Annotated in this window: 19 protein-coding genes; 11 read left to right on the top strand and 8 right to left on the bottom strand. The window is 63.2% G+C overall.

The window, feature by feature from the left end; all coding sequences use genetic code 11:
- Positions 1-132 precede the first annotated feature (132 nt).
- The 4 genes from ACFPWW_RS24540 to truA all read left to right on the top strand — a co-directional run bounded on the left by ACFPWW_RS24540 (position 133) and on the right by truA (position 4,073).
- Complete coding sequence (locus tag ACFPWW_RS24540) at positions 133-1,632, top strand: methyl-accepting chemotaxis protein (RefSeq protein WP_377313590.1); 1,500 nt, start codon at positions 133-135, stop codon at positions 1,630-1,632.
- 96 nt (positions 1,633-1,728) lie between these two features.
- Positions 1,729-2,244, top strand: coding sequence for a peptide deformylase (gene def, locus ACFPWW_RS24535; RefSeq protein ID WP_112565395.1), 516 nt, complete (start codon positions 1,729-1,731; stop codon positions 2,242-2,244).
- Between the two features lie 96 nt (positions 2,245-2,340).
- On the top strand, positions 2,341-3,276 hold the full coding sequence (gene fmt / locus ACFPWW_RS24530) for a methionyl-tRNA formyltransferase (RefSeq protein ID WP_377313588.1): 936 nt from the start codon (positions 2,341-2,343) through the stop codon (positions 3,274-3,276).
- Positions 3,276-4,073, top strand: a complete 798-nt coding sequence (truA, locus tag ACFPWW_RS24525; RefSeq protein WP_377313586.1) for a tRNA pseudouridine(38-40) synthase TruA — start codon at positions 3,276-3,278, stop codon at positions 4,071-4,073. The genes fmt and truA overlap by 1 nt, the downstream gene beginning before the upstream one ends.
- Before the next feature lies 1 nt (position 4,074).
- Here truA and ACFPWW_RS24520 read toward each other — a convergent pair whose 3' ends face one another.
- The 3 genes from ACFPWW_RS24520 to dapD all read right to left on the bottom strand — a co-directional run bounded on the left by ACFPWW_RS24520 (position 4,075) and on the right by dapD (position 6,827).
- Complete coding sequence (locus tag ACFPWW_RS24520) at positions 4,075-4,671, bottom strand: hypothetical protein (RefSeq protein ID WP_112565401.1); 597 nt, start codon at positions 4,669-4,671, stop codon at positions 4,075-4,077.
- Between the two features lie 2 nt (positions 4,672-4,673).
- Positions 4,674-5,867: a succinyl-diaminopimelate desuccinylase gene (gene dapE, locus ACFPWW_RS24515; protein WP_112565403.1), complete on the bottom strand. Its 1,194-nt coding sequence runs from the start codon at positions 5,865-5,867 to the stop codon at positions 4,674-4,676.
- A gap of 102 nt (positions 5,868-5,969) precedes the next feature.
- Positions 5,970-6,827, bottom strand: a complete 858-nt coding sequence (gene dapD, locus ACFPWW_RS24510; RefSeq protein ID WP_112565405.1) for a 2,3,4,5-tetrahydropyridine-2,6-dicarboxylate N-succinyltransferase — start codon at positions 6,825-6,827, stop codon at positions 5,970-5,972.
- 195 nt (positions 6,828-7,022) lie between these two features.
- On the opposite strand from dapD, the gene ACFPWW_RS24505 reads away from it, so the two are divergent.
- Positions 7,023-7,889, top strand: coding sequence for an LOG family protein (locus ACFPWW_RS24505; protein WP_112565407.1), 867 nt, complete (start codon positions 7,023-7,025; stop codon positions 7,887-7,889).
- Between the two features lie 116 nt (positions 7,890-8,005).
- On the opposite strand, the gene ACFPWW_RS24500 is transcribed toward ACFPWW_RS24505, so the two are convergent.
- Together ACFPWW_RS24500 and ACFPWW_RS24495 are read right to left on the bottom strand one after the other, a co-directional pair.
- Complete coding sequence (locus ACFPWW_RS24500) at positions 8,006-8,620, bottom strand: EF-hand domain-containing protein (RefSeq protein WP_112565409.1); 615 nt, start codon at positions 8,618-8,620, stop codon at positions 8,006-8,008.
- Positions 8,621-8,722: 102 nt separating this feature from the next.
- Positions 8,723-9,430: a pyrimidine 5'-nucleotidase gene (locus ACFPWW_RS24495; RefSeq protein ID WP_112565411.1), complete on the bottom strand. Its 708-nt coding sequence runs from the start codon at positions 9,428-9,430 to the stop codon at positions 8,723-8,725.
- Between the two features lie 103 nt (positions 9,431-9,533).
- Here ACFPWW_RS24495 and ACFPWW_RS24490 point away from each other — a divergent pair, with 103 nt between their 5' ends.
- Complete coding sequence (locus tag ACFPWW_RS24490; RefSeq protein ID WP_377313582.1) at positions 9,534-10,604, top strand: bifunctional transcriptional activator/DNA repair enzyme AdaA; 1,071 nt, start codon at positions 9,534-9,536, stop codon at positions 10,602-10,604.
- Positions 10,601-11,371 (top strand): isocitrate lyase/PEP mutase family protein, encoded by a 771-nt coding sequence (locus ACFPWW_RS24485; protein WP_377313580.1) that lies wholly within the window; start codon positions 10,601-10,603, stop codon positions 11,369-11,371. Before ACFPWW_RS24490 ends, ACFPWW_RS24485 begins: the two co-directional genes overlap by 4 nt.
- Here ACFPWW_RS24485 and ACFPWW_RS24480 read toward each other — a convergent pair.
- Positions 11,356-12,273 (bottom strand): LysR family transcriptional regulator, encoded by a 918-nt coding sequence (locus ACFPWW_RS24480; RefSeq protein ID WP_377313578.1) that lies wholly within the window; start codon positions 12,271-12,273, stop codon positions 11,356-11,358. The genes ACFPWW_RS24485 and ACFPWW_RS24480 overlap by 16 nt on opposite strands.
- 119 nt (positions 12,274-12,392) lie before the next feature.
- On the opposite strand from ACFPWW_RS24480, the gene ACFPWW_RS24475 reads away from it, so the two are divergent.
- Complete coding sequence (locus tag ACFPWW_RS24475) at positions 12,393-13,238, top strand: oxidoreductase (protein ID WP_377313576.1); 846 nt, start codon at positions 12,393-12,395, stop codon at positions 13,236-13,238.
- Positions 13,239-13,263: 25 nt separating this feature from the next.
- Here the strand turns inward: ACFPWW_RS24475 and argB are convergent, their stop codons facing one another.
- Complete coding sequence (gene argB / locus ACFPWW_RS24470) at positions 13,264-14,151, bottom strand: acetylglutamate kinase (RefSeq protein ID WP_037100983.1); 888 nt, start codon at positions 14,149-14,151, stop codon at positions 13,264-13,266.
- Positions 14,152-14,307: 156 nt separating this feature from the next.
- On the opposite strand from argB, the gene ACFPWW_RS24465 reads away from it, so the two are divergent.
- From ACFPWW_RS24465 to ACFPWW_RS24455, 3 genes are all read left to right on the top strand, one after another.
- Positions 14,308-14,844 carry a sigma-70 family RNA polymerase sigma factor gene (locus ACFPWW_RS24465; protein WP_112758101.1) on the top strand — a complete coding sequence of 179 codons (537 nt, stop codon included), beginning with the start codon at positions 14,308-14,310 and terminating at the stop codon, positions 14,842-14,844.
- The gene (locus tag ACFPWW_RS24460; protein WP_377313573.1) at positions 14,841-15,560 is read left to right on the top strand and encodes an anti-sigma factor; all 720 of its coding nucleotides are present in this window, start codon (positions 14,841-14,843) and stop codon (positions 15,558-15,560) included. The genes ACFPWW_RS24465 and ACFPWW_RS24460 overlap by 4 nt, the downstream gene beginning before the upstream one ends.
- A 109-nt stretch (positions 15,561-15,669) precedes the next feature.
- Positions 15,670-16,227, top strand: a complete 558-nt coding sequence (locus ACFPWW_RS24455) for a fasciclin domain-containing protein (RefSeq protein WP_377313571.1) — start codon at positions 15,670-15,672, stop codon at positions 16,225-16,227.
- A gap of 143 nt (positions 16,228-16,370) precedes the next feature.
- On the opposite strand, the gene yihA is transcribed toward ACFPWW_RS24455, so the two are convergent.
- Entirely contained in the window at positions 16,371-17,024 is a 654-nt protein-coding gene (gene yihA / locus ACFPWW_RS24450) for a ribosome biogenesis GTP-binding protein YihA/YsxC (protein ID WP_112565427.1), read from the bottom strand.
- Positions 17,025-17,080: the final 56 nt, after the last annotated feature.

The raw sequence follows: 17,080 nt of genomic DNA, 5'->3' as shown, positions 1-17,080 counted from the left end.
TGTTGCCGGTCGTCGCGCTACCTCGCTGTAACGGAAGAAAAATTAGCGGCCGCACTTAACGATTGCTAAACCATATTCGCCAAATCTGGCGTGGTAATTTCCCTCCGCATTCGCGCCAGACAAGAGATCCCCATGACTTCCCAGCAGACCGATAACGCCCTCAGGCAGCGCCTTGACTTCATTGAGCTTGACGATGAGGCACGCAAGAACCTGCGGGAGTTGCGGCCGGCGATCTCGGAACTGCTCGGAGGCGCCCTGGACAAGTTCTACGGCAAGCTTGCCAAGACGCCGGCCGTCGCGGGCTTCTTTTCCGACAAGGCCCATATGAGCCACGCCAAGAAGCGCCAGCAGGAACATTGGGGCAATCTGTCTGGCGGCAATTTCGACCAGAGCTATGTGAACGGCGTCACGGCCGTCGGCCGCACCCATGCCCGCATCGGCCTGGAGCCGCGCTGGTATATCGGCGGTTATGCGCTCGTCATGTCCGAGCTTGTCCGCGGCCTGATGGAGAAGCAGTGGCCCTCGCTCTTCGCGCGCCAGCACGGAAAGGCGCTCGCCGAAAAGCTGACCGCCGTCATCAAGGCGGCGATGCTCGACATGGACTATTCGATCTCGGTCTCTCTCGATGCGCTCGAGGAAAAGCGCCGCGTACTGGAAGAGGAGCGCGCCCGCGCGGCAGCCGATCAGGCGTTGGCGCTGGAACATCTGCGCCGCGGTCTCGAAGCCCTGTCGCGCGGCGATCTCGAAGCCACGCTTCCCTCCGACCTGCCCGGCGACTTCAAGGCGATGGCCGAGGATTACAACAGGGCCGTGGGCGCGCTGCGCGATTCCTTCACCTCCGTGCGCACCACGTCCAGCCACATTCTCGGCGGCGCCGATGTGATCTCCAAGGCCAGCGACGATCTCGCCCTGCGCACCGCCCAGCAGGCCGCCGGCGTCGAGGAAAGCTCGGCCGCCCTGCAGCAGCTCTCCGTCAGCGTCAGCCAGACCGCCGCCAATGCCGAGAAGGCCTCCGGCGCCGTGCGCGAAACGCAGGAGAAGGCCAAGAATTCCGGCGAACTCGTCACCAGCGCCGTTTCGGCGATGGCCGGCATCGAGAAGTCCTCCACCGAGATCGCCAAGATCATCGGCGTCATCGATGAGATCGCCTTCCAGACCAACCTGCTGGCGCTCAATGCCGGCGTCGAGGCGGCACGCGCCGGTGATGCCGGCAAGGGCTTTGCCGTCGTCGCGCAGGAAGTCCGCCAGCTGGCCCAGCGCACGGCAGATGCGGCCAAGGAGATCAAGAACCTGATTTCCGAAAGCTCGACGCAGGTGAACGAAGGCGTCAACATCGTCAGCAGCACCGGCGAGGCGCTGAGCGACATGATCAGCCGCATCGATATCATCAACAGCTTCGTTGCCGATATCGCCGCCGCCGCCCGCGATCAGGCGACCGGCGTGAACGAAGTCAGCGTCGCGATCCGCAACATGGACACCATCACCCAGCAGAATTCCGGCATGGTGGAGCGCACGTCGGCAGAAACCCGCAGGCTGAAGGACGAGGTGGAGAACCTCATCGAACTGCTGCAGCGTTTCCGTGCCCGCGCCGAAAGCCGGCCCGCCACCGGTGCGGCTCGCCGCGCGGCGTGAACAATCCTCCCAAAATCCCCGGGCAGGCTGCAAAAAACCGCAATCCCTGCCCGGCGGATGATTCCCTAGTGTGAAAAGATGCGTTATGGGAACGCCATGACCATCAAGCCACTCATCATTCTTCCCGATCCCGTCCTCCGCCAGGTTTCCAAGCCGATCGAGCGGGTCGATGCCGATCTCCAGCGCCTGTCCGACGACATGCTGGAGACGATGTATGACGCACCGGGCATCGGCCTTGCCGCGATCCAGATCGGCGTTGCCCGCCGCATGCTCGTCATCGATCTTTCGAAGGAAGGCGAGGAGAAGCAGCCGCTCGTCTTCATCAATCCGGAGATCGTCAGCTCCTCCGACGAACGTTCCGTCTACGAGGAAGGCTGCCTGTCCATTCCCGACTATTATGCGGAGGTCGAACGCCCCGCCAAAGTCACGGTCAACTATCTGGACCGCGACGGCAAGGAACAGAGCGTCGAGGCCGACGGACTTCTTGCGACCTGTCTCCAGCACGAGATCGATCACCTGAACGGCGTGCTCTTCATCGATCATATCTCGCGGCTGAAGCGTGAGATGGTGATCAAGAAGTTCACCAAGGCGGCCAAATCCAAGGCGCTCTGAACGGGCCGACGGCAGCGCTGCGGAAGAATTCGAGGGGCTTGATCTCAGGCTCGTAAACCCGTTTGAAGACGGCTGATCCTCAATTGGCGAGATAGAATGTCTCTTCGTATCGTGTTCATGGGAACGCCCGACTTTTCCGTCCCGACGCTGCGCCTGCTCGTCGAGGCCGGCCATCGGATCGTCGCCGTCTATACCCAGCCGCCACGGCCGGGCGGGCGGCGCGGCCTCGACCTGCAGAAGTCTCCCGTGCATCAGGCGGCCGAACTGCTTGGCCTGCCGGTCTTTACCCCGGTCAATTTCAAGGATCCGGATGAGCGTGAGCGGTTCCGGGCGCTCGGCGCCGATGTCGGCGTCGTCGTCGCCTACGGGCTGCTGCTGCCCGAGGCTATCCTGACCGGCACGCGTTACGGCTGTTATAACGGCCACGCCTCGCTGCTGCCGCGCTGGCGCGGCGCGGCCCCCATCCAGCGGGCGATCATGGCCGGCGACGAAAAGACCGGCATGATGGTGATGAAAATGGACAAGGGCCTCGATACCGGCGATGTGGCGCTGACCCGCGAAGTCGAGATCGGCCCGAACATGACGGCAGGCGAATTGCACGACCGCCTGATGCATGTGGGCGCCAAGGCGATGGCCGAGGCCATGGTCAAGCTGGAAATGGGCGATCTGCCGCTGACGCCGCAGCCGGCGGAAGGCGTGCTCTATGCCGCCAAGATCGACAAGGCCGAAACCCGCATCGATTTCAGCCGCAACGCCAGGGACGTCCACAATCATATTCGCGGTCTGGCACCCTTCCCCGGCGCCTGGTTCGAGCTCGACAGCAACGGCAAGGCGGAGCGCGTCAAGGTGCTCGGCTGCGAGCCTGCGCCGGGCGAGGGCGCCGCCGGCACGCTTCTGTCGGACGATCTCGTCGTTGCCTGCGGCGCCGGTGCCGTTCGCCTCACCAGGCTTCAGAAGGCTGGCGGCAAGCCGCTTGCATCGGCCGACTTCCTGCGCGGCACGCCGCTTGCCGCGGGCACGAGGCTCGCCTGATGCCGCGATACCGCATGATCGTCGAATATGACGGCGGCCCCTATGTCGGCTGGCAGCGGCAGGACAACGGGCCTTCGGTACAGGGCGCGATCGAACAGGCGATCTTTTCGGCATCGGGCGATACCGTTTCCATCCGCGGTGCCGGACGCACCGATTCCGGCGTTCATGCCATGGGTCAGGTCATCCATGCCGACCTTTCGAAGGACTGGCTGCCCTTCAAGTTGCAGAATGCGCTGAACGCCCATCTGAAGCTTGCCGGTGAAAAGGTGGCGATCCTCGATGTCGACGTGGCGAGCGAGTTCTTCGACGCCCGCTTTTCGGCGCTGCGCCGGCACTATCTCTACCGCATTGTCAGCCGCCGCGCGCCACTGGCGCTGGAAGCGGGCAAGGCCTGGTGGGTGCCGAAGGCGCTGGATCACGAGATCATGCATGCCGCCGCCCAGACGCTTGTCGGCAAGCACGATTTTTCGACCTTCCGTTCGGCCCATTGTCAGGCCAACAGCCCGGTGCGCACGCTCGACCGGCTGGACGTGACCCGCAACGGCGAGCTCATCGAGATCCGTGCGACGGCCCAGAGCTTCCTGCACAACCAGATCCGCTCCTTTGCCGGAACGTTGAAACTGGCAGGCGAGGGCAAGTGGACGCCCGCCGATGTGCGCGCGGCACTCGATGCGCGCGACCGCAAGGCCTGCGGCCCCGTGGCGCCGCCGGACGGGCTCTATTTCATGCAGGTCGATTATCCCGAGGTAATCACCGATCGCCGCAGGCCTGCCGACGACGAGGACGATTTTTCCTGATTCATGCGGGATAGATGCCGAGAAAATTCTGCAGGTATTCCGACAGCATCATCGAGGGCACCAGCAGCACCAGCGTCAGGGCGCCGACCATCAGGGCATGGCCGTGGCAGATCATCCGGAGAATGCGCGCCAGCACGAAGACCTGCGCCAGCATGAAGACCAGCAGCAGCAGCGATACGATGCCGACGGAGCCCGGCAGGAAAAAGGCGAGCGCCAGCAGCAGCCCGTTGATATAGGCAAGCGGCACGCCCAGCCAGTTGACGCTGACGACAACAGGCGCGAAGCGCTCGCCCATGCGGAAGGCGAGCAGCAAGAGCCCTGCAAAGACGAGCGGCACGAACCAGTTCGCAAGCTCGACGAGCCCAAGCCGGAAATAGAACGGAAACCCGACATTCGTCTCCGGCGGCATCGAGCGGAGGAAGGCATTGCGCCACGACAGCCAGTAAATACCGGTCGGCGGCAGGCACCAGACGATCGCCCAGAAGGAACGGTTGACGCCACGATCGGATATATCGAGGAAGCGGAAGCCGCGCGGATCGAGTTTGATCAGCAGCCAGATGCCGGCGAGATAATATTGAACCTCTCTGAAGCCCGGCATTCTCAAACCCCGGTACTCTCAAACCATCGTTCGATGAAAGTCTCGTAGATCGCCGTCAGCGTTTCCAGATCCGCAACGGCAACCCGCTCGTCGACCATGTGCATGGTCTGGCCGACAAGGCCGAATTCCACGACCGGGCAATAATCCTTGATGAAACGCGCGTCCGAGGTGCCGCCGGTGGTCGATAGCGCCGGCGCTGCGCCCGTGACGCTCTCGACCGCCGAGGACAGGGAGGCGATCAGCGCATTGTTGCGCGTCAGGAAGACGTGGCTTGGCCGGTCGGCCCAGACGATCTCGTATCTGACCGGCGCGCGGCCCGGCCGCAAGGTGCCGCCGGCAGCGGCGGCATCGAGGCGCCTGACGATCTCGGCCCGCAGCGTGTCGGCCGTCCAGGTATCGTTGAAGCGGATGTTGAAGCTTGCCGAAGCCCTGGCCGGAATGACGTTCGTTGCCGGGTTGCCGACATCGATCGTCGTCACTTCGAGATTGGACGGCTGGAAATTGTCGGTGCCGGCATCGAAGGGCGGGTCCATGAGCGCCTGGGTCAGTTGCAGCATGCCGCGCACGGGATTGTCGGCAAGATGCGGATAGGCCGCATGGCCCTGCACGCCGTGTACGACGATCTTTCCCGAGAGCGAACCGCGCCGGCCGATCTTGATCATGTCGCCGAGCCTGTTCGGATTGGTCGGCTCGCCGACGACGCAGGCATCCCAGGTCTCGCCGCGTCCGGCAGCCCATTGCAGGAGCTTGATCGTGCCGTTGATGGACGGGCCTTCCTCGTCGCCGGTGATCAGGAAGGAGATCGACCCTTTCGGCGGCCCGTGTTTTTCGACATGGCGGGCAACGGCTGCGGCAAAACAGGCAATGCCGCCCTTCATGTCGACTGCGCCGCGGCCGAACAGCTCGCCACCGGCGATCTCGGCGGCAAAGGGCGGATGCGTCCAGGCCGCTTCGTCGCCGACGGGCACGACATCGGTATGGCCGGCAAACATCAGGTGCGGCCCTTCGGTGCCGAGCCGGGCATAGAGATTTTCCACGTCGGGCGTGCCGGCTTCTGTCGCCACCATCCGCTCGACCGTGAAACCGAGCGGCGAAAGCATGGCTTCCAGCGCGGAAAGCGCGCCGCCTTCCGCCGGCGTCACGGACGGGCAACGGATCAGGGTCTGAAGGTTGGCGACAGGATTCGTAGCGGTCATGACGGTGGAATTATCCGGTGGGAATGGCAAAGGCGTGGCAAGGCGCAGGGCCGCCTCGCCCAAAAGACGCCGCTTGTTTACCGAATCAAATTCGGGCTGTCATCAATCTCTGAGCAGCTCGTTGATGCCCGTCTTGGAACGGGTCTGCTCGTCGACGCGCTTGACGATCACGGCGCAATAGAGGTTCGGCGCGGCCAGGCCGTTTGCCATCGTCTTGTCCGATGGCAGCGAGCCTGCCACGACGACGGAATAGGGCGGTACTTCGCCATAGGTGATCTCACCGGTGGCGCGGTCGACGATCTTGGTCGACTTGCCGATGAAGACGCCCATGCCGAGCACCGAGCCTTCGCGGATGATGCAGCCTTCGACGACTTCGGAACGCGCGCCGATGAAGCAATTGTCCTCGATGATCGTCGGGCCGGCCTGCATCGGCTCCAGAACGCCGCCGATGCCGACGCCGCCGGAAAGATGCACGTGCTTGCCGATCTGCGCGCAGGAGCCGACCGTCGCCCAGGTATCGACCATCGTGCCTTCGCCGACATAGGCGCCGAGATTGACGAAGGACGGCATCAGGATGGCGTTCGGAGCGATATAGGCCGAGCGGCGCACCACCGCGTTCGGCACGGCGCGGAAGCCGGCGGCGCGGAACTGGCTCTCGCCCCAGCCTTCGAATTTCGAGGGAACCTTGTCCCACCACGTCGACTGGCCGGGACCGCCCTTGACCACTTCCATGTCGTTGAGACGGAAGGAGAGCAATACGGCCTTCTTCAGCCACTGATTGACCTTCCAGGCGCCGTCGGCGCCGCGTTCGGCCACGCGCGCCTTGCCTGCGTCCAGCAGATTGAGCGCTGCCTCGACCGCATCGCGCACTTCGCCCTTCGTCGACATGTTCACATTGTCGCGATTGTCGAAGGCGGTTTCGATGGTCTTTTCGAGGGATGCGAGGTCGGTGGCGCTCATGAGAATTCCTTAAACTTCGATCTTTATCGTGGAGACGGCGGAGTCTCCGGAATTGCGGTTGGCGGGTCGTCACCCGATCTACAGCATGCGCCCGTAAAATGGAATGATTTTTCGGACAAGATCATATCTGGATTCAAGGCGTTATAGCGACATATCCGGTCACTTGTGGCCGGTGATACTGAAAGGCATTTCGACATGGCAAAGGCAAGAAACGGCGGCGCGCGGCGCAAGGACGGTGTCTGGGACCCGTTGAAGAGCAGTTCGAGCGACAGGCAGCGCGCGGAAGCGGTTCCAAAGACGCCGCAGACGCTCTCGCCGGCCTATCGTCTTGCCTATGTGGACGAGGATTTCCTCTGCCGTGAGGAACTGCGCCCGATCCGCCTGCAGCTCGAACTCTTGAAAGTCGAGATGATGATGGCCGAGCGCGGCATCAAGTCGACGGTCGTCATGTTCGGCGGGGCTCGCATTCCCGCCCCCGGCCAGAGCGCCTGGGCCGCCCGCAACGAGACACAGCGCGCGAACCTGGAAGCCGCATCGGTCTATTACGACGAGGCCCGCAAGTTTGCCCGCCTGTGCTCGCGTTATGCCGCCGGCTTCGATTTCCACGAATATGTCGTCGTCACCGGCGGCGGTCCGGGCGTGATGGAGGCGGGAAACCGGGGGGCAGCGGATGAGGGCGCGCCCTCGATCGGCCTCAATATCGTGCTGCCGCACGAGCAGGCGCCGAATGCCTATGTGACGCCCGAGCTCAGCTTCAACTTCCACTATTTCGCAATCCGCAAGATGCATTTCATGGTGCGCGCCAAGGCGGTTGCTGTCTTCCCCGGCGGCTTCGGCACGCTGGACGAATTCTTCGAATGCCTGACGCTGATCCAGACCGGCCGCATGGAGCGCATCCCGCTGCTGCTCTTCGGCTCGAAATTCTGGCGCAGCATCATCAATTTCGATGCGCTTGCCGAATTCGGAACGATCGCGCCCGAAGACGTCAACCTGATCAGCTTTGTCGATACCGCCGACGAGGCCTGGAAGATCGTCCAGGACTTTTACGAGCACCGCGAATAAATCTGTTCCGGCAAAGCTGCGGCCCCGCAGCGAAAAACCCTCTGCCCGCGGGCGGGAAGAGGGTTCCGGGTGAGGGGCAAACCCCTCGCGATATCGAAGGTGAAGCCGGACGGTCCTTAGAGGAAGGGTCGGTCCGGCATGTCGTCGATCGAGATCACGCCGTCCTTGTTGCGGTCCATCCGGTCGAAGAACTTGTTGAAGGCGGTTTCCGCCTCCTGCTTGCTGATCTGGCCGTTCTCGTCGGTGTCGATGCGATGCATCATCAGCGAAGCGCCCATGATGCGCATGCGCATTCCATGACGGCCGTGGCGGCCGTGATCCCTGTCGTCGGCGGTCGCCGCGGCGGCGTTCTCATCGGCATCGCCCTTTTGGGCCGAGACGGCTTCGCGGCGGGCCTTGAACTGGGCCTGGCGGTAATCGCGGATTTCGCCCGGAGTGAGGGAACCGTCATGGTTGGTGTCGATAGCGGCAAAGATCTTCTCCATGCCGTCGGTCGCCTCCTGCTTGGAAACCTGTCCGTCCTTGTTGGCATCGAACTGTTTCAGCATGCGCACAAAGGCGATTTCGCGGAAGGCGGCGCCGCGCGGTCCGCCCATCATGCCATGCTCCATCCTGCCGTGGTGCCCCGGACGGTCGGGCCGGTCGCCGGGGGCGGCGAAGCTCGCGCCGGCGGCTGCGCCGAGCAGGAGAACAGAGGAAAGCGCCGTCAGGATAAGCTTGTTGCGGTACATGTCAGTGCGTCCTTTCGTAGGATGTCCCTCGCTACGAAAGGTAGGGCCGAACCGCGCCACGGCCCAGTTAAACATCTGTAAGATGGATGAAACTTTAGTAAGCTAGGCGGTAATCTTCTTCAGGAAATCAGCGAGATCGTCGGTGACGAAGTCGATGTGATCGTCCTCGCCGCTCGTCTTCTCCCACCATTCGACGACCGTTTCCTCCAGGTTGCGCGGCACCAGCAGAACGGTCTGCATGCCGAGCGCCTTCGGCACCGTGAGGTTGCGCGGCAGATCCTCGAACATGGCGGCCTTGTCGGTCTCGACCTTCTTCAGCGCCGTGAACTTGTCATAAGTTGCCTGCGCCGGCTTCGGCAGGTAATCGGCCGCGACGATATCGAAAATATCGTCGAAATTGTCGAGAATGCCGAGCGCGCCGGCCGTTGCCTGCGCATGCTGGACGCTGCCGTTGGTGAAGATGAACTTGCGCCCCGGCAGCGCCTTGATGGCTTCGGCGAGCTCCGGCTGCGGGGTCAGCGCCGAATAGTCGATCGCATGCGCCTTTTCGAGGAAGTCGTTGGGATCGATCCCGTGATGGATCATCAGGCCCTGCAGCGTCGTCCCATGTTCGAGATAATATTGCTTCTGCAGCTTGCGCGCCTCGTCGTGCTCCATCTGCAGCAGCGCCGCGACATAGGCCGTCATGTTCTTGTCGATCTGCGCGAAGAGATTGATGTGATGCGGGTAGAGCGTGTTGTCGAGGTCGAAGACCCATTCGGTCACATGCTCGAAATCATTCTTGCTGGGCGTGCGGTCGATCTTTGTCATGGCCGACCTTATGGCACGGCTGCAGCGCCAAGAAAATCGCGAAGAGAAAATAGACGCCCGATTTTCGGCGGACGACCGAAGCGCGGAGTGCTAGAAAGCGCACATGCTTTTCGAACGCCCCGACGATGATACGCTCTACGATGCCCTGATCGCCCGCAGCGCCGATTACGAGGGCCAGGCCTATGTCTGCGTGAAGACGACAGGTATCTTCTGCCGCCTGACCTGCCCGGCGCGCAAGCCGAAGCGGGAAAACACCATCTTCTTCGATACGATCGCCGCCTGCATGCATTCCGGCTTCCGTCCCTGCCAGCGCTGCAGGCCGCTGGAGCAGCCGGGCCGCGAGCCGATCGTCGACGAACTCCTGGCAAGGCTCGACGGCGAGCCGGATATGCGCTGGACCGAGGACGAACTGGTGCGCCGCGGCTACGATCCCTCGACCGTGCGTCGCGCCTTCAAGCGGGCGCTCGGCATGACCTTCCGCGATATCGTCCGCTACCGCCGGCTCGGTGAGGCTGCCCGGCAACTGGCCGACGGCGCGCGCGTCATCGATGCGCAGATCGACGCAGGCTATGGTTCCCCGAGCGGCTTCCGGGCGGCCTTCCAGCGCCTTGTCGGCAAGGCGCCGGCGCTCTCGCAGAACCGCGAACTGCTCTTTGCCGACTGGTTCGACACGCCGCTCGGCCCGATGATCGCGGTCGCCGACAGGACCCATCTGCATCTCCTCGAATTCCACGACCGCAAGGCCCTGCCGACCGAACTCGAAGCCCTGCAGAAGCGCGTCCGCTCCTCGGTCGCGATCGGCCGCACGCCGGCGATCGATCAGGTCGAGGCGGAAATCCGGGATTATTTCGAGGGGCGGCTGACCACTTTCAGGACGCCGCTGGCGCTTGGCGGCACGCCCTTCGAAAGGCATGTCTGGGCAAAGCTCATCGAAATCCCCGCCGGCCAGACGCGCGCCTATGGCGATCTCGCAAGGGAGATGCAAAGGCCCGAGGTCGTGCGTGCCGTCGGCCGGGCCAACGGCGCCAACCAACTCGCCATTATCGTGCCCTGCCATCGCATCCTCGGCGCGGACGGATCGCTGACCGGTTATGGCGGCGGGCTCTGGCGCAAGCAATGGCTGCTTCGGCACGAGGAAAAGATCATGGCGCAGAAGATGGAGAGGACAGCATGAACCAGAACGAGAAGGCCGAGCTTTTCGGCACGCTGCACCGAAAGGGAGCGCCCGTCATTCTATACAATATCTGGGATGCCGGAACGGCCAGGGCGGTGACGGAAGCCGGTGCCAGGGCGCTTGCGACCGGAAGCTGGTCCGTTGCCGCCGCCAATGGTTATGGCGACGGCCAGAAGCTGCCGATGGAGGTGCTGATCGAGACGGCCCGCTCGATCACCGCCGCCAACGAGCTGCCGCTTTCGGTCGATTTCGAAGGCGGTTATTCGACGGAGCCGGCCGGTGCGGCGGCCAATGTCGCAAAGCTCATCGAGGTCGGCGCCGTAGGCATCAATTTCGAGGACCAGCGCGTCGGCGAAACCGGCCTTCATCCTGTCGAAGCGCAGGCGGCGCGCATCCGCGCCATCCGCGAAATGGCCAGGGCGCGCGGCATCGATTTCTTCATCAACGCCCGCACCGATCTCTTCCTTCAGGAAGGAGACGGCTCCAGGCATGCCGGATTGGTGGATGAGGCGATCGAGCGCGGCAGGGCCTATGCGGCGGCCGGCGCCAGCGGCTTCTTCGTGCCGGGCCTGATCGAACCGGCATTGATCGAAAGGATCTGCGCCGCATCCGCGCTGCCGGTCAACATCATGATGAAGGCCGGCGCGCCCGATCCGGCTGCGCTTGCACGGCTCGGCGTTTCGCGCATCAGCTATGGCCCCGGCCCCTACCGGGCCATGATGGAAAAGCTGAAGGAAGCCGCCGCGGCGATCTATTCGGCCAACTGATCGTTGCCGGCCAAGCTTTTCTGCGTGGCGAAAGCCTGCGCCAGGAAATTGCGCACGATGGGAGAGCGCTCGTCACGTCTTGTGGCGAGCGCCAGCCGCGCTGTCGGCGCTTCGCCTGAAATTGTGATGTAGCGAACGCCGGGCACCTTGATCTCCGCCATGTCCTTCGGCACGACCGAGACGCCGAGGCCGACGGCGACCAGGCTGGCGATGGCGGTGATCTGCGGCGCCGACTGGCCGAGCACGGGGTCAAATCCGGCCCGTCGGCACGCGGCGATGATGTCGTCGAAAAAGCCGGCGCCGGCCTCGCGCGGAAAGAGCACGAACCGCTCTCCGGCCAGTTCGTCAAGGCGCAATGTCTGCGCCTCCGACAGCCGATGCCTTGCCGGCAGCACGATGACCATGGGCTCCTCGGCCAGAAGCTGGCACCGGACCTGCGGTTCGTCGCCGCTGCCGGGGCGGATAAAGACGGCGTCGAGTTCTTCCCCTTCGAGCCTCTCCAGCAATCGTGCGGTGGGCGCTTCCTCGAGGCCGAATTGAACGGCCGCATATTTTTCGCGGAAGGCGTTGACGATGGCAGGTACGACCGGATTGAACACCGCCGAACTGGTGAAGCCGACCCGCAGGCGCCCGCTCTGGCCGCGTGCCGCGCGCATGGCGGATTGTTTGGCCTGTTCGGCCCGAGCCAGGATCGCCCGGGCTTCCGGCAGGAAGGCCTCGCCTGCCGCCGTCAGTTCCGCACCGTTCGACAGGCGCCGGAAGAGGGCGGCGCCGATCTCGTTTTCAAGATCGCGTATCTGATTGCTGAGCGGCGGCTGGCCGATGCCGACCTTGCGTGCTGCGCGCGTGAAATTGAGCTCTTCTGCGACGGCAAGGAAATAGCGAAGATGACGAAGCTCCATGCAATACTTTTAGGATATCGCATTCGCCTGCGCAATATATTGGAAATAGCGCTCCCGTCCTGCCACATGACGGGCCGGGCCGCCTGTCTGTCGCGGCCGCATCAGGACAGGAGTGCACGATGCGTTCAACCGAAAAGCAGTTTCTCATTACCGGTGTCAGCTCGGGCTTTGGCCGTGCCTTTGCGCAGGCCGCGCTGGAGAAGGGCCACCGCGTGGCGGGAACGGTGAGGAACGAGGAAGCCGCCGCCGCGTTCGAGAGCCTGGCGCCGGCGCGGGCAACGGCGGTTCGCCTGGACGTCGCCGATATCGGGGCGATCGAACCGGCCGTTGCCGGCATCGAGAAGACGGTCGGGCCGGTGGACGTTCTCATCAACAATGCCGGCTATGGGCATGAAGGAACCCTGGAGGAATCGCCGATCGAGGAAATGCGCCGGCAATTCGAGGTCAATGTCTTCGGCGCCGTCGCCATGATGAAGGCCGTCCTGCCGTTCATGCGCCGGCGGCGGGCAGGCCGCATCATCAACATCACCTCGATGGGCGGCTTCATCACCATGCCGGGCATTGCCTATTACTGCGGCAGCAAGTTTGCGCTGGAAGGCATCAGCGAGGTCCTGGCGAAGGAAGTCAAGGATTTTGGCATCGCGGTGACGGCGGTCGCTCCCGGCTCGTTCCGCACGGACTGGGCCGGCCGCTCGATGATCCGCACCGGCAGGAGCATTGCCGATTACGATGCGCTCTTTGATCCCATCCGCAGGGCGCGCGAGGAAAAGAGCGGCCGGCAGACCGGCGATCCCCGCAAGGCCGCCGCTGCCGTGATGGCGCTTGTCGAGGCCGAAAACCCGCCGGTCCACCTGCTGCTCGGCGCCGACGCGCTGGCCCTTGTCCGCGACAAGCTGAGGGGCTTGAGCGCTGAAATCGACGCCTGGGAAAGTCTGACGCTTTCGACCGGTTTTGCCGAGGCATAAAAAGGCGCCGGAGGGCGCCTTTTCGTCAGGGAACGATCAGCGTGCCGACGCCGTGCTCGGTGAAGATTTCGAGCAGCACGGAATGGGCCGTCTTGCCGTTCAGGATGACGACGCCCTGCACGCCCGCCTTGATGGCGTCGATGCAGGTTTCCACCTTCGGGATCATGCCGCCGGAAATCGTGCCGTCGGCAATCAGCGCATGGGCTTCGGCGACGGACAGTTCCTTGATGAGTTTGCCCTGCTTGTCGAGCACGCCGGGCACATCCGTCAGGAACAGGAGGCGGGTGGCGTTCAGCGCGCCGGCAATGGCGCCGGCAAACGTGTCGGCGTTGATATTGTAGGTCGCGCCGTCGCGGCCCGGGGCAACCGGTGCGATGACCGGGATCATCTCGGAACGGGCGAGAAGGTCGAGCAGCGTGCGGTCGACTTCGACCACTTCGCCGACGAAGCCGAGATCGAGCACGCGCTCGATGTTGGAATCGGGGTCCTTGACGGTCTTGCGAGCCTTTTCGGCAAAGACCATGTTGCCGTCCTTGCCGCAGAGGCCGATCGCCCATTCGCCGGTCTGGTTGATCAGCGCGACGATTTCCTTGTTGATCGAGCCGGCAAGCACCATTTCGACGATCTCGACCGTCTTCTGGTCGGTGACGCGCAACCCGCCCTCGAACTTGGATTCGATACCCATCTTCGTCAGCATCGCGCCGATCTGCGGGCCGCCGCCATGCACGACGATCGGATTGACGCCCGACTGCTTGAGCAGCGCGATATCGCTCGCAAAAGCCTTGCCGAGTTCGGGATTGCCCATGGCATGGCCGCCGTATTTCACGACGATGGTCTTGTTTTCGTAGCGCTGCATGAAGGGCAGCGCCTGTGCGAGAAGACGTGCCTGGATTTCGCTTTCGGACTCGTTCATGGGGGACCCCGCGGAATTGATCGCGGCCTTTTATCTCAAGTTTTTGACAGAGGGAATAATCCGGGACGCAATAGTTTTTCGTATCTAAGGCCGACCTGGGAACCTGCCAGCTCACATTGAAACTATCGAACCGGAAATCGTTCATTCGAGGGCGACATGACTGGGGATTTTGCAGATCTGATCGGCCGCGTGGCGCTTGGCGACCGCAAGGCCTTTGCCGCGCTCTATAACCAGACCAGTCCGAAACTTCTGGCGATCTGCCTGCGTATCCTTGGAAACAGGAACGAGGCGGAAGAAGTGTTGCAGGAGGTCTACATCAAGATATGGCAGCGTGCCGGTGCCTTCACCGCCGGTTCCGCGACATCGGCCGCCTGGCTTGCGGCCATTGCCCGCAATCAGGCGATCGATGCGTTGCGGGCGCGCAAGCCGGTCGCCGACGAAATCGACGAAGCGCTCGGCCTTGCCGATGCCGCTCCCGACCCCGAAGCACAAGTCGTGATTAAGGATGAAGGAAGGCGGATTGACACCTGCATGGAAGAGTTGGAAGCTGATCGTGCGGTCGCGGTGAAACGAGCTTATGTCGAAGGGCTGAGCTATCAGGAACTGGCCGGTCAGTTTGGTGTCCCGCTGAATACGATGCGGACATGGCTAAGACGCAGCCTGCTGAAACTGAGAGAGTGCATGGAACGATGACATCGCCCGACAAAAGCAAGGGAGACCGCTCCCGCGACGAGGTTCTGGCCGGCGAATATGTGCTGGGCGTCCTCTCTCTCCAGGATCGCAGGATCGTCGAGGAGCGCATGCGCCGCGATCGGCAGTTTGCCGCCATCGTCAGCCGCTGGGAGGTCAACCTCTCCAGCTTCAACGACGAATATGGCACGGCTCAGCCAAGCCGCGAGACTTTCAAGCAGATCGAGGCGCGCCTCTTCGCCGATGCGGAAACTGCGCCGCGTTTTTCGCATGGGCTCTGGAATTCTGCCGGCTTCTGGCGCTCGCTGACATTTGCCTCGCTTGCCGTCACCCTGGGCGTCATCGCCTTTGCCTCCGGTCTTGTGCCCCAGCCTCCGGCATCGCCGCCGCTGGTCGCCGAGCTCTCGGGACCGAACAATCAGGTCAATCTTGCGGCCTCCTACGAGATGCAGAGCGGCCGGTTGAAGATCGTGCCGGTCGCAGCCGGCAAGCCGGAGGAGAAATCCCTGGAACTCTGGCTCGTGCCGGGCAGCGGCACGCCCCGCTCGCTCGGGGTTTTCCAGCCGGGCATGAATGGCGAACTGCTGATACCGGGCGACATGCGCGGCCAGATTTCCGATGGCGCGACGCTGGCCGTCAGCCTGGAGCCCTTCGGCGGCTCGCCCACGCATCAGCCGAGCGGCCCCGTCATCGCCAGCGGCTCCATCCACCGGCCATAAAACAAACCATCCTTCTGAAACTCTTCTGCAGCCTTTTCCGTAGTTGCTGATATCCGGGCGGCGCAGGGCATAAAGCCGGCGGCTGCGACCGGGTGCAGAGGAGAAGATCATGATCAAGTCCGCATTGCGCGCAGCCGCGCTCACCGCCGCCCTTTCCGCAATCGCCTTCGCCGCTCAGGCAAAGAACCCGATGGTCGGCGGTGCCGCGATGTATGCGAACAGGAACATCGTGGAAAATGCCGTCAATTCCAAGGATCACACCACGCTGGTTGCCGCCGTGAAGGCCGCCGGCCTGGTCGGCACGCTGGAAGGCAAGGGGCCGTTCACTGTCTTTGCCCCGACCAACGAAGCCTTCGCCGCCCTGCCGGAAGGCACTGTCGACACGCTCCTGAAGCCGGAAAACAAGGACAAGCTCGTCAAGATCCTGACCTGCCATGTCGTTGCCGCCGACGCCATGTCGAAGACCGTCGCCAGGATGATCAAGGAGGACGGCGGCGAGCACGATATCAAGACGGTCGGCGGCTGCGTGCTCAAAGCGAAGGAAAGCATGGGCAAGATCACGCTGACGGATGAAAACGGCGGCGTTGCCCATGTCACCATTGCCGACGTCAAACAGTCGAACGGCGTCATCCACGTCGTCGACGAGGTGTTGCTGCCCAGGATGTAGGTTCGGGAGCGTCTAAAGCAATTCCAGCAAAAGCGCGAACCGGTTCTGCGTCCGGAATTGCGGAGAAAACAATGAGCCGGAGCATTGAAGGCGCTCCGTTTTCGCCGGAAATGCTCTGGGAGGCGTCCTTGCGGGCGCCTCTCTTATTTCCAGTTGGCTATTCCGACCGTTTCGGCAATCGCCTGCCGCAGGTCGTCCAGTCCCTCGTTCTTTTCCGAGGAGGTGGAAAGCACGGCCGGATAGGCGGCCGGCCGCTTGCGGATCTTCTCCAATGTTTCGGCAACGAGCTTCGGCACGGCCGGGGCTTTGATCTTGTCCGTCTTGGTCAGCACGATCTGATAGGAGACGGCCGCCTTGTCGAGCAGCGTCAGCACCTCTTCGTCGTTCTTCTTGATACCGTGACGGCTGTCGATCAGCACATAGACGCGCTTCAGCGTCGCGCGGCCGCGCAGATAGTCGAAGACGAGCTTCGTCCAGTTGTCCACCTGCTCCTTGGGCGCCTGCGCATAGCCGTAGCCCGGCATGTCGACCAGCGCCATCGGCGGCAGGTCGCTGCCTTCGCCGGAATAACCGTCCGGAACGAAATAGTTGAGCTCCTGCGTGCGTCCGGGCGTATTGGAGGTGCGCGCCAGGCCCTTCTGACCGACCAGCGCGTTGATCAGCGACGATTTGCCGACATTCGAGCGGCCGGCAAACGCCACTTCCAGCGGCCCTTCCGGCGGAAGGAACTTCAGGGAAGGCACGCCGCGGATGAAGATCCAGGGGTGGCCGAAGAGCGGCTTTGCGATTTCAGTCATATGAATTCTGCGATCTCCGGGTTCGGGATGAAACCGGCTTCATGTTTTTGGGATGT

This window comes from Rhizobium sp. GCM10022189 (genome assembly GCF_042656325.1).
In the GTDB taxonomy this organism is placed as follows: Bacteria; Pseudomonadota; Alphaproteobacteria; order Rhizobiales; family Rhizobiaceae; genus Rhizobium.
This window is presented reverse-complemented; position numbering and strand designations above follow the sequence as displayed.

Excerpts from the sequence above, each read along its gene's own strand:
- ACFPWW_RS24540 (WP_377313590.1), top strand. The coding sequence starts at position 133 with ATGACTTCCCAGCAGACCGATAACGCCCTCAGGCAGCGCCTTGACTTC.
- def (WP_112565395.1), top strand. The coding sequence starts at position 1,729 with ATGACCATCAAGCCACTCATCATTCTTCCCGATCCCGTCCTCCGCCAG.
- fmt (WP_377313588.1), top strand. The coding sequence starts at position 2,341 with ATGTCTCTTCGTATCGTGTTCATGGGAACGCCCGACTTTTCCGTCCCG.
- truA (WP_377313586.1), top strand. The coding sequence starts at position 3,276 with ATGCCGCGATACCGCATGATCGTCGAATATGACGGCGGCCCCTATGTC.
- ACFPWW_RS24520 (WP_112565401.1), bottom strand. The coding sequence starts at position 4,671 with ATGCCGGGCTTCAGAGAGGTTCAATATTATCTCGCCGGCATCTGGCTG.
- dapE (WP_112565403.1), bottom strand. The coding sequence starts at position 5,867 with ATGACCGCTACGAATCCTGTCGCCAACCTTCAGACCCTGATCCGTTGC.
- dapD (WP_112565405.1), bottom strand. The coding sequence starts at position 6,827 with ATGAGCGCCACCGACCTCGCATCCCTCGAAAAGACCATCGAAACCGCC.
- ACFPWW_RS24505 (WP_112565407.1), top strand. The coding sequence starts at position 7,023 with ATGGCAAAGGCAAGAAACGGCGGCGCGCGGCGCAAGGACGGTGTCTGG.
- ACFPWW_RS24500 (WP_112565409.1), bottom strand. The coding sequence starts at position 8,620 with ATGTACCGCAACAAGCTTATCCTGACGGCGCTTTCCTCTGTTCTCCTG.
- ACFPWW_RS24495 (WP_112565411.1), bottom strand. The coding sequence starts at position 9,430 with ATGACAAAGATCGACCGCACGCCCAGCAAGAATGATTTCGAGCATGTG.
- ACFPWW_RS24490 (WP_377313582.1), top strand. The coding sequence starts at position 9,534 with ATGCTTTTCGAACGCCCCGACGATGATACGCTCTACGATGCCCTGATC.
- ACFPWW_RS24485 (WP_377313580.1), top strand. The coding sequence starts at position 10,601 with ATGAACCAGAACGAGAAGGCCGAGCTTTTCGGCACGCTGCACCGAAAG.
- ACFPWW_RS24480 (WP_377313578.1), bottom strand. The coding sequence starts at position 12,273 with ATGGAGCTTCGTCATCTTCGCTATTTCCTTGCCGTCGCAGAAGAGCTC.
- ACFPWW_RS24475 (WP_377313576.1), top strand. The coding sequence starts at position 12,393 with ATGCGTTCAACCGAAAAGCAGTTTCTCATTACCGGTGTCAGCTCGGGC.
- argB (WP_037100983.1), bottom strand. The coding sequence starts at position 14,151 with ATGAACGAGTCCGAAAGCGAAATCCAGGCACGTCTTCTCGCACAGGCG.
- ACFPWW_RS24465 (WP_112758101.1), top strand. The coding sequence starts at position 14,308 with ATGACTGGGGATTTTGCAGATCTGATCGGCCGCGTGGCGCTTGGCGAC.
- ACFPWW_RS24460 (WP_377313573.1), top strand. The coding sequence starts at position 14,841 with ATGACATCGCCCGACAAAAGCAAGGGAGACCGCTCCCGCGACGAGGTT.
- ACFPWW_RS24455 (WP_377313571.1), top strand. The coding sequence starts at position 15,670 with ATGATCAAGTCCGCATTGCGCGCAGCCGCGCTCACCGCCGCCCTTTCC.
- yihA (WP_112565427.1), bottom strand. The coding sequence starts at position 17,024 with ATGACTGAAATCGCAAAGCCGCTCTTCGGCCACCCCTGGATCTTCATC.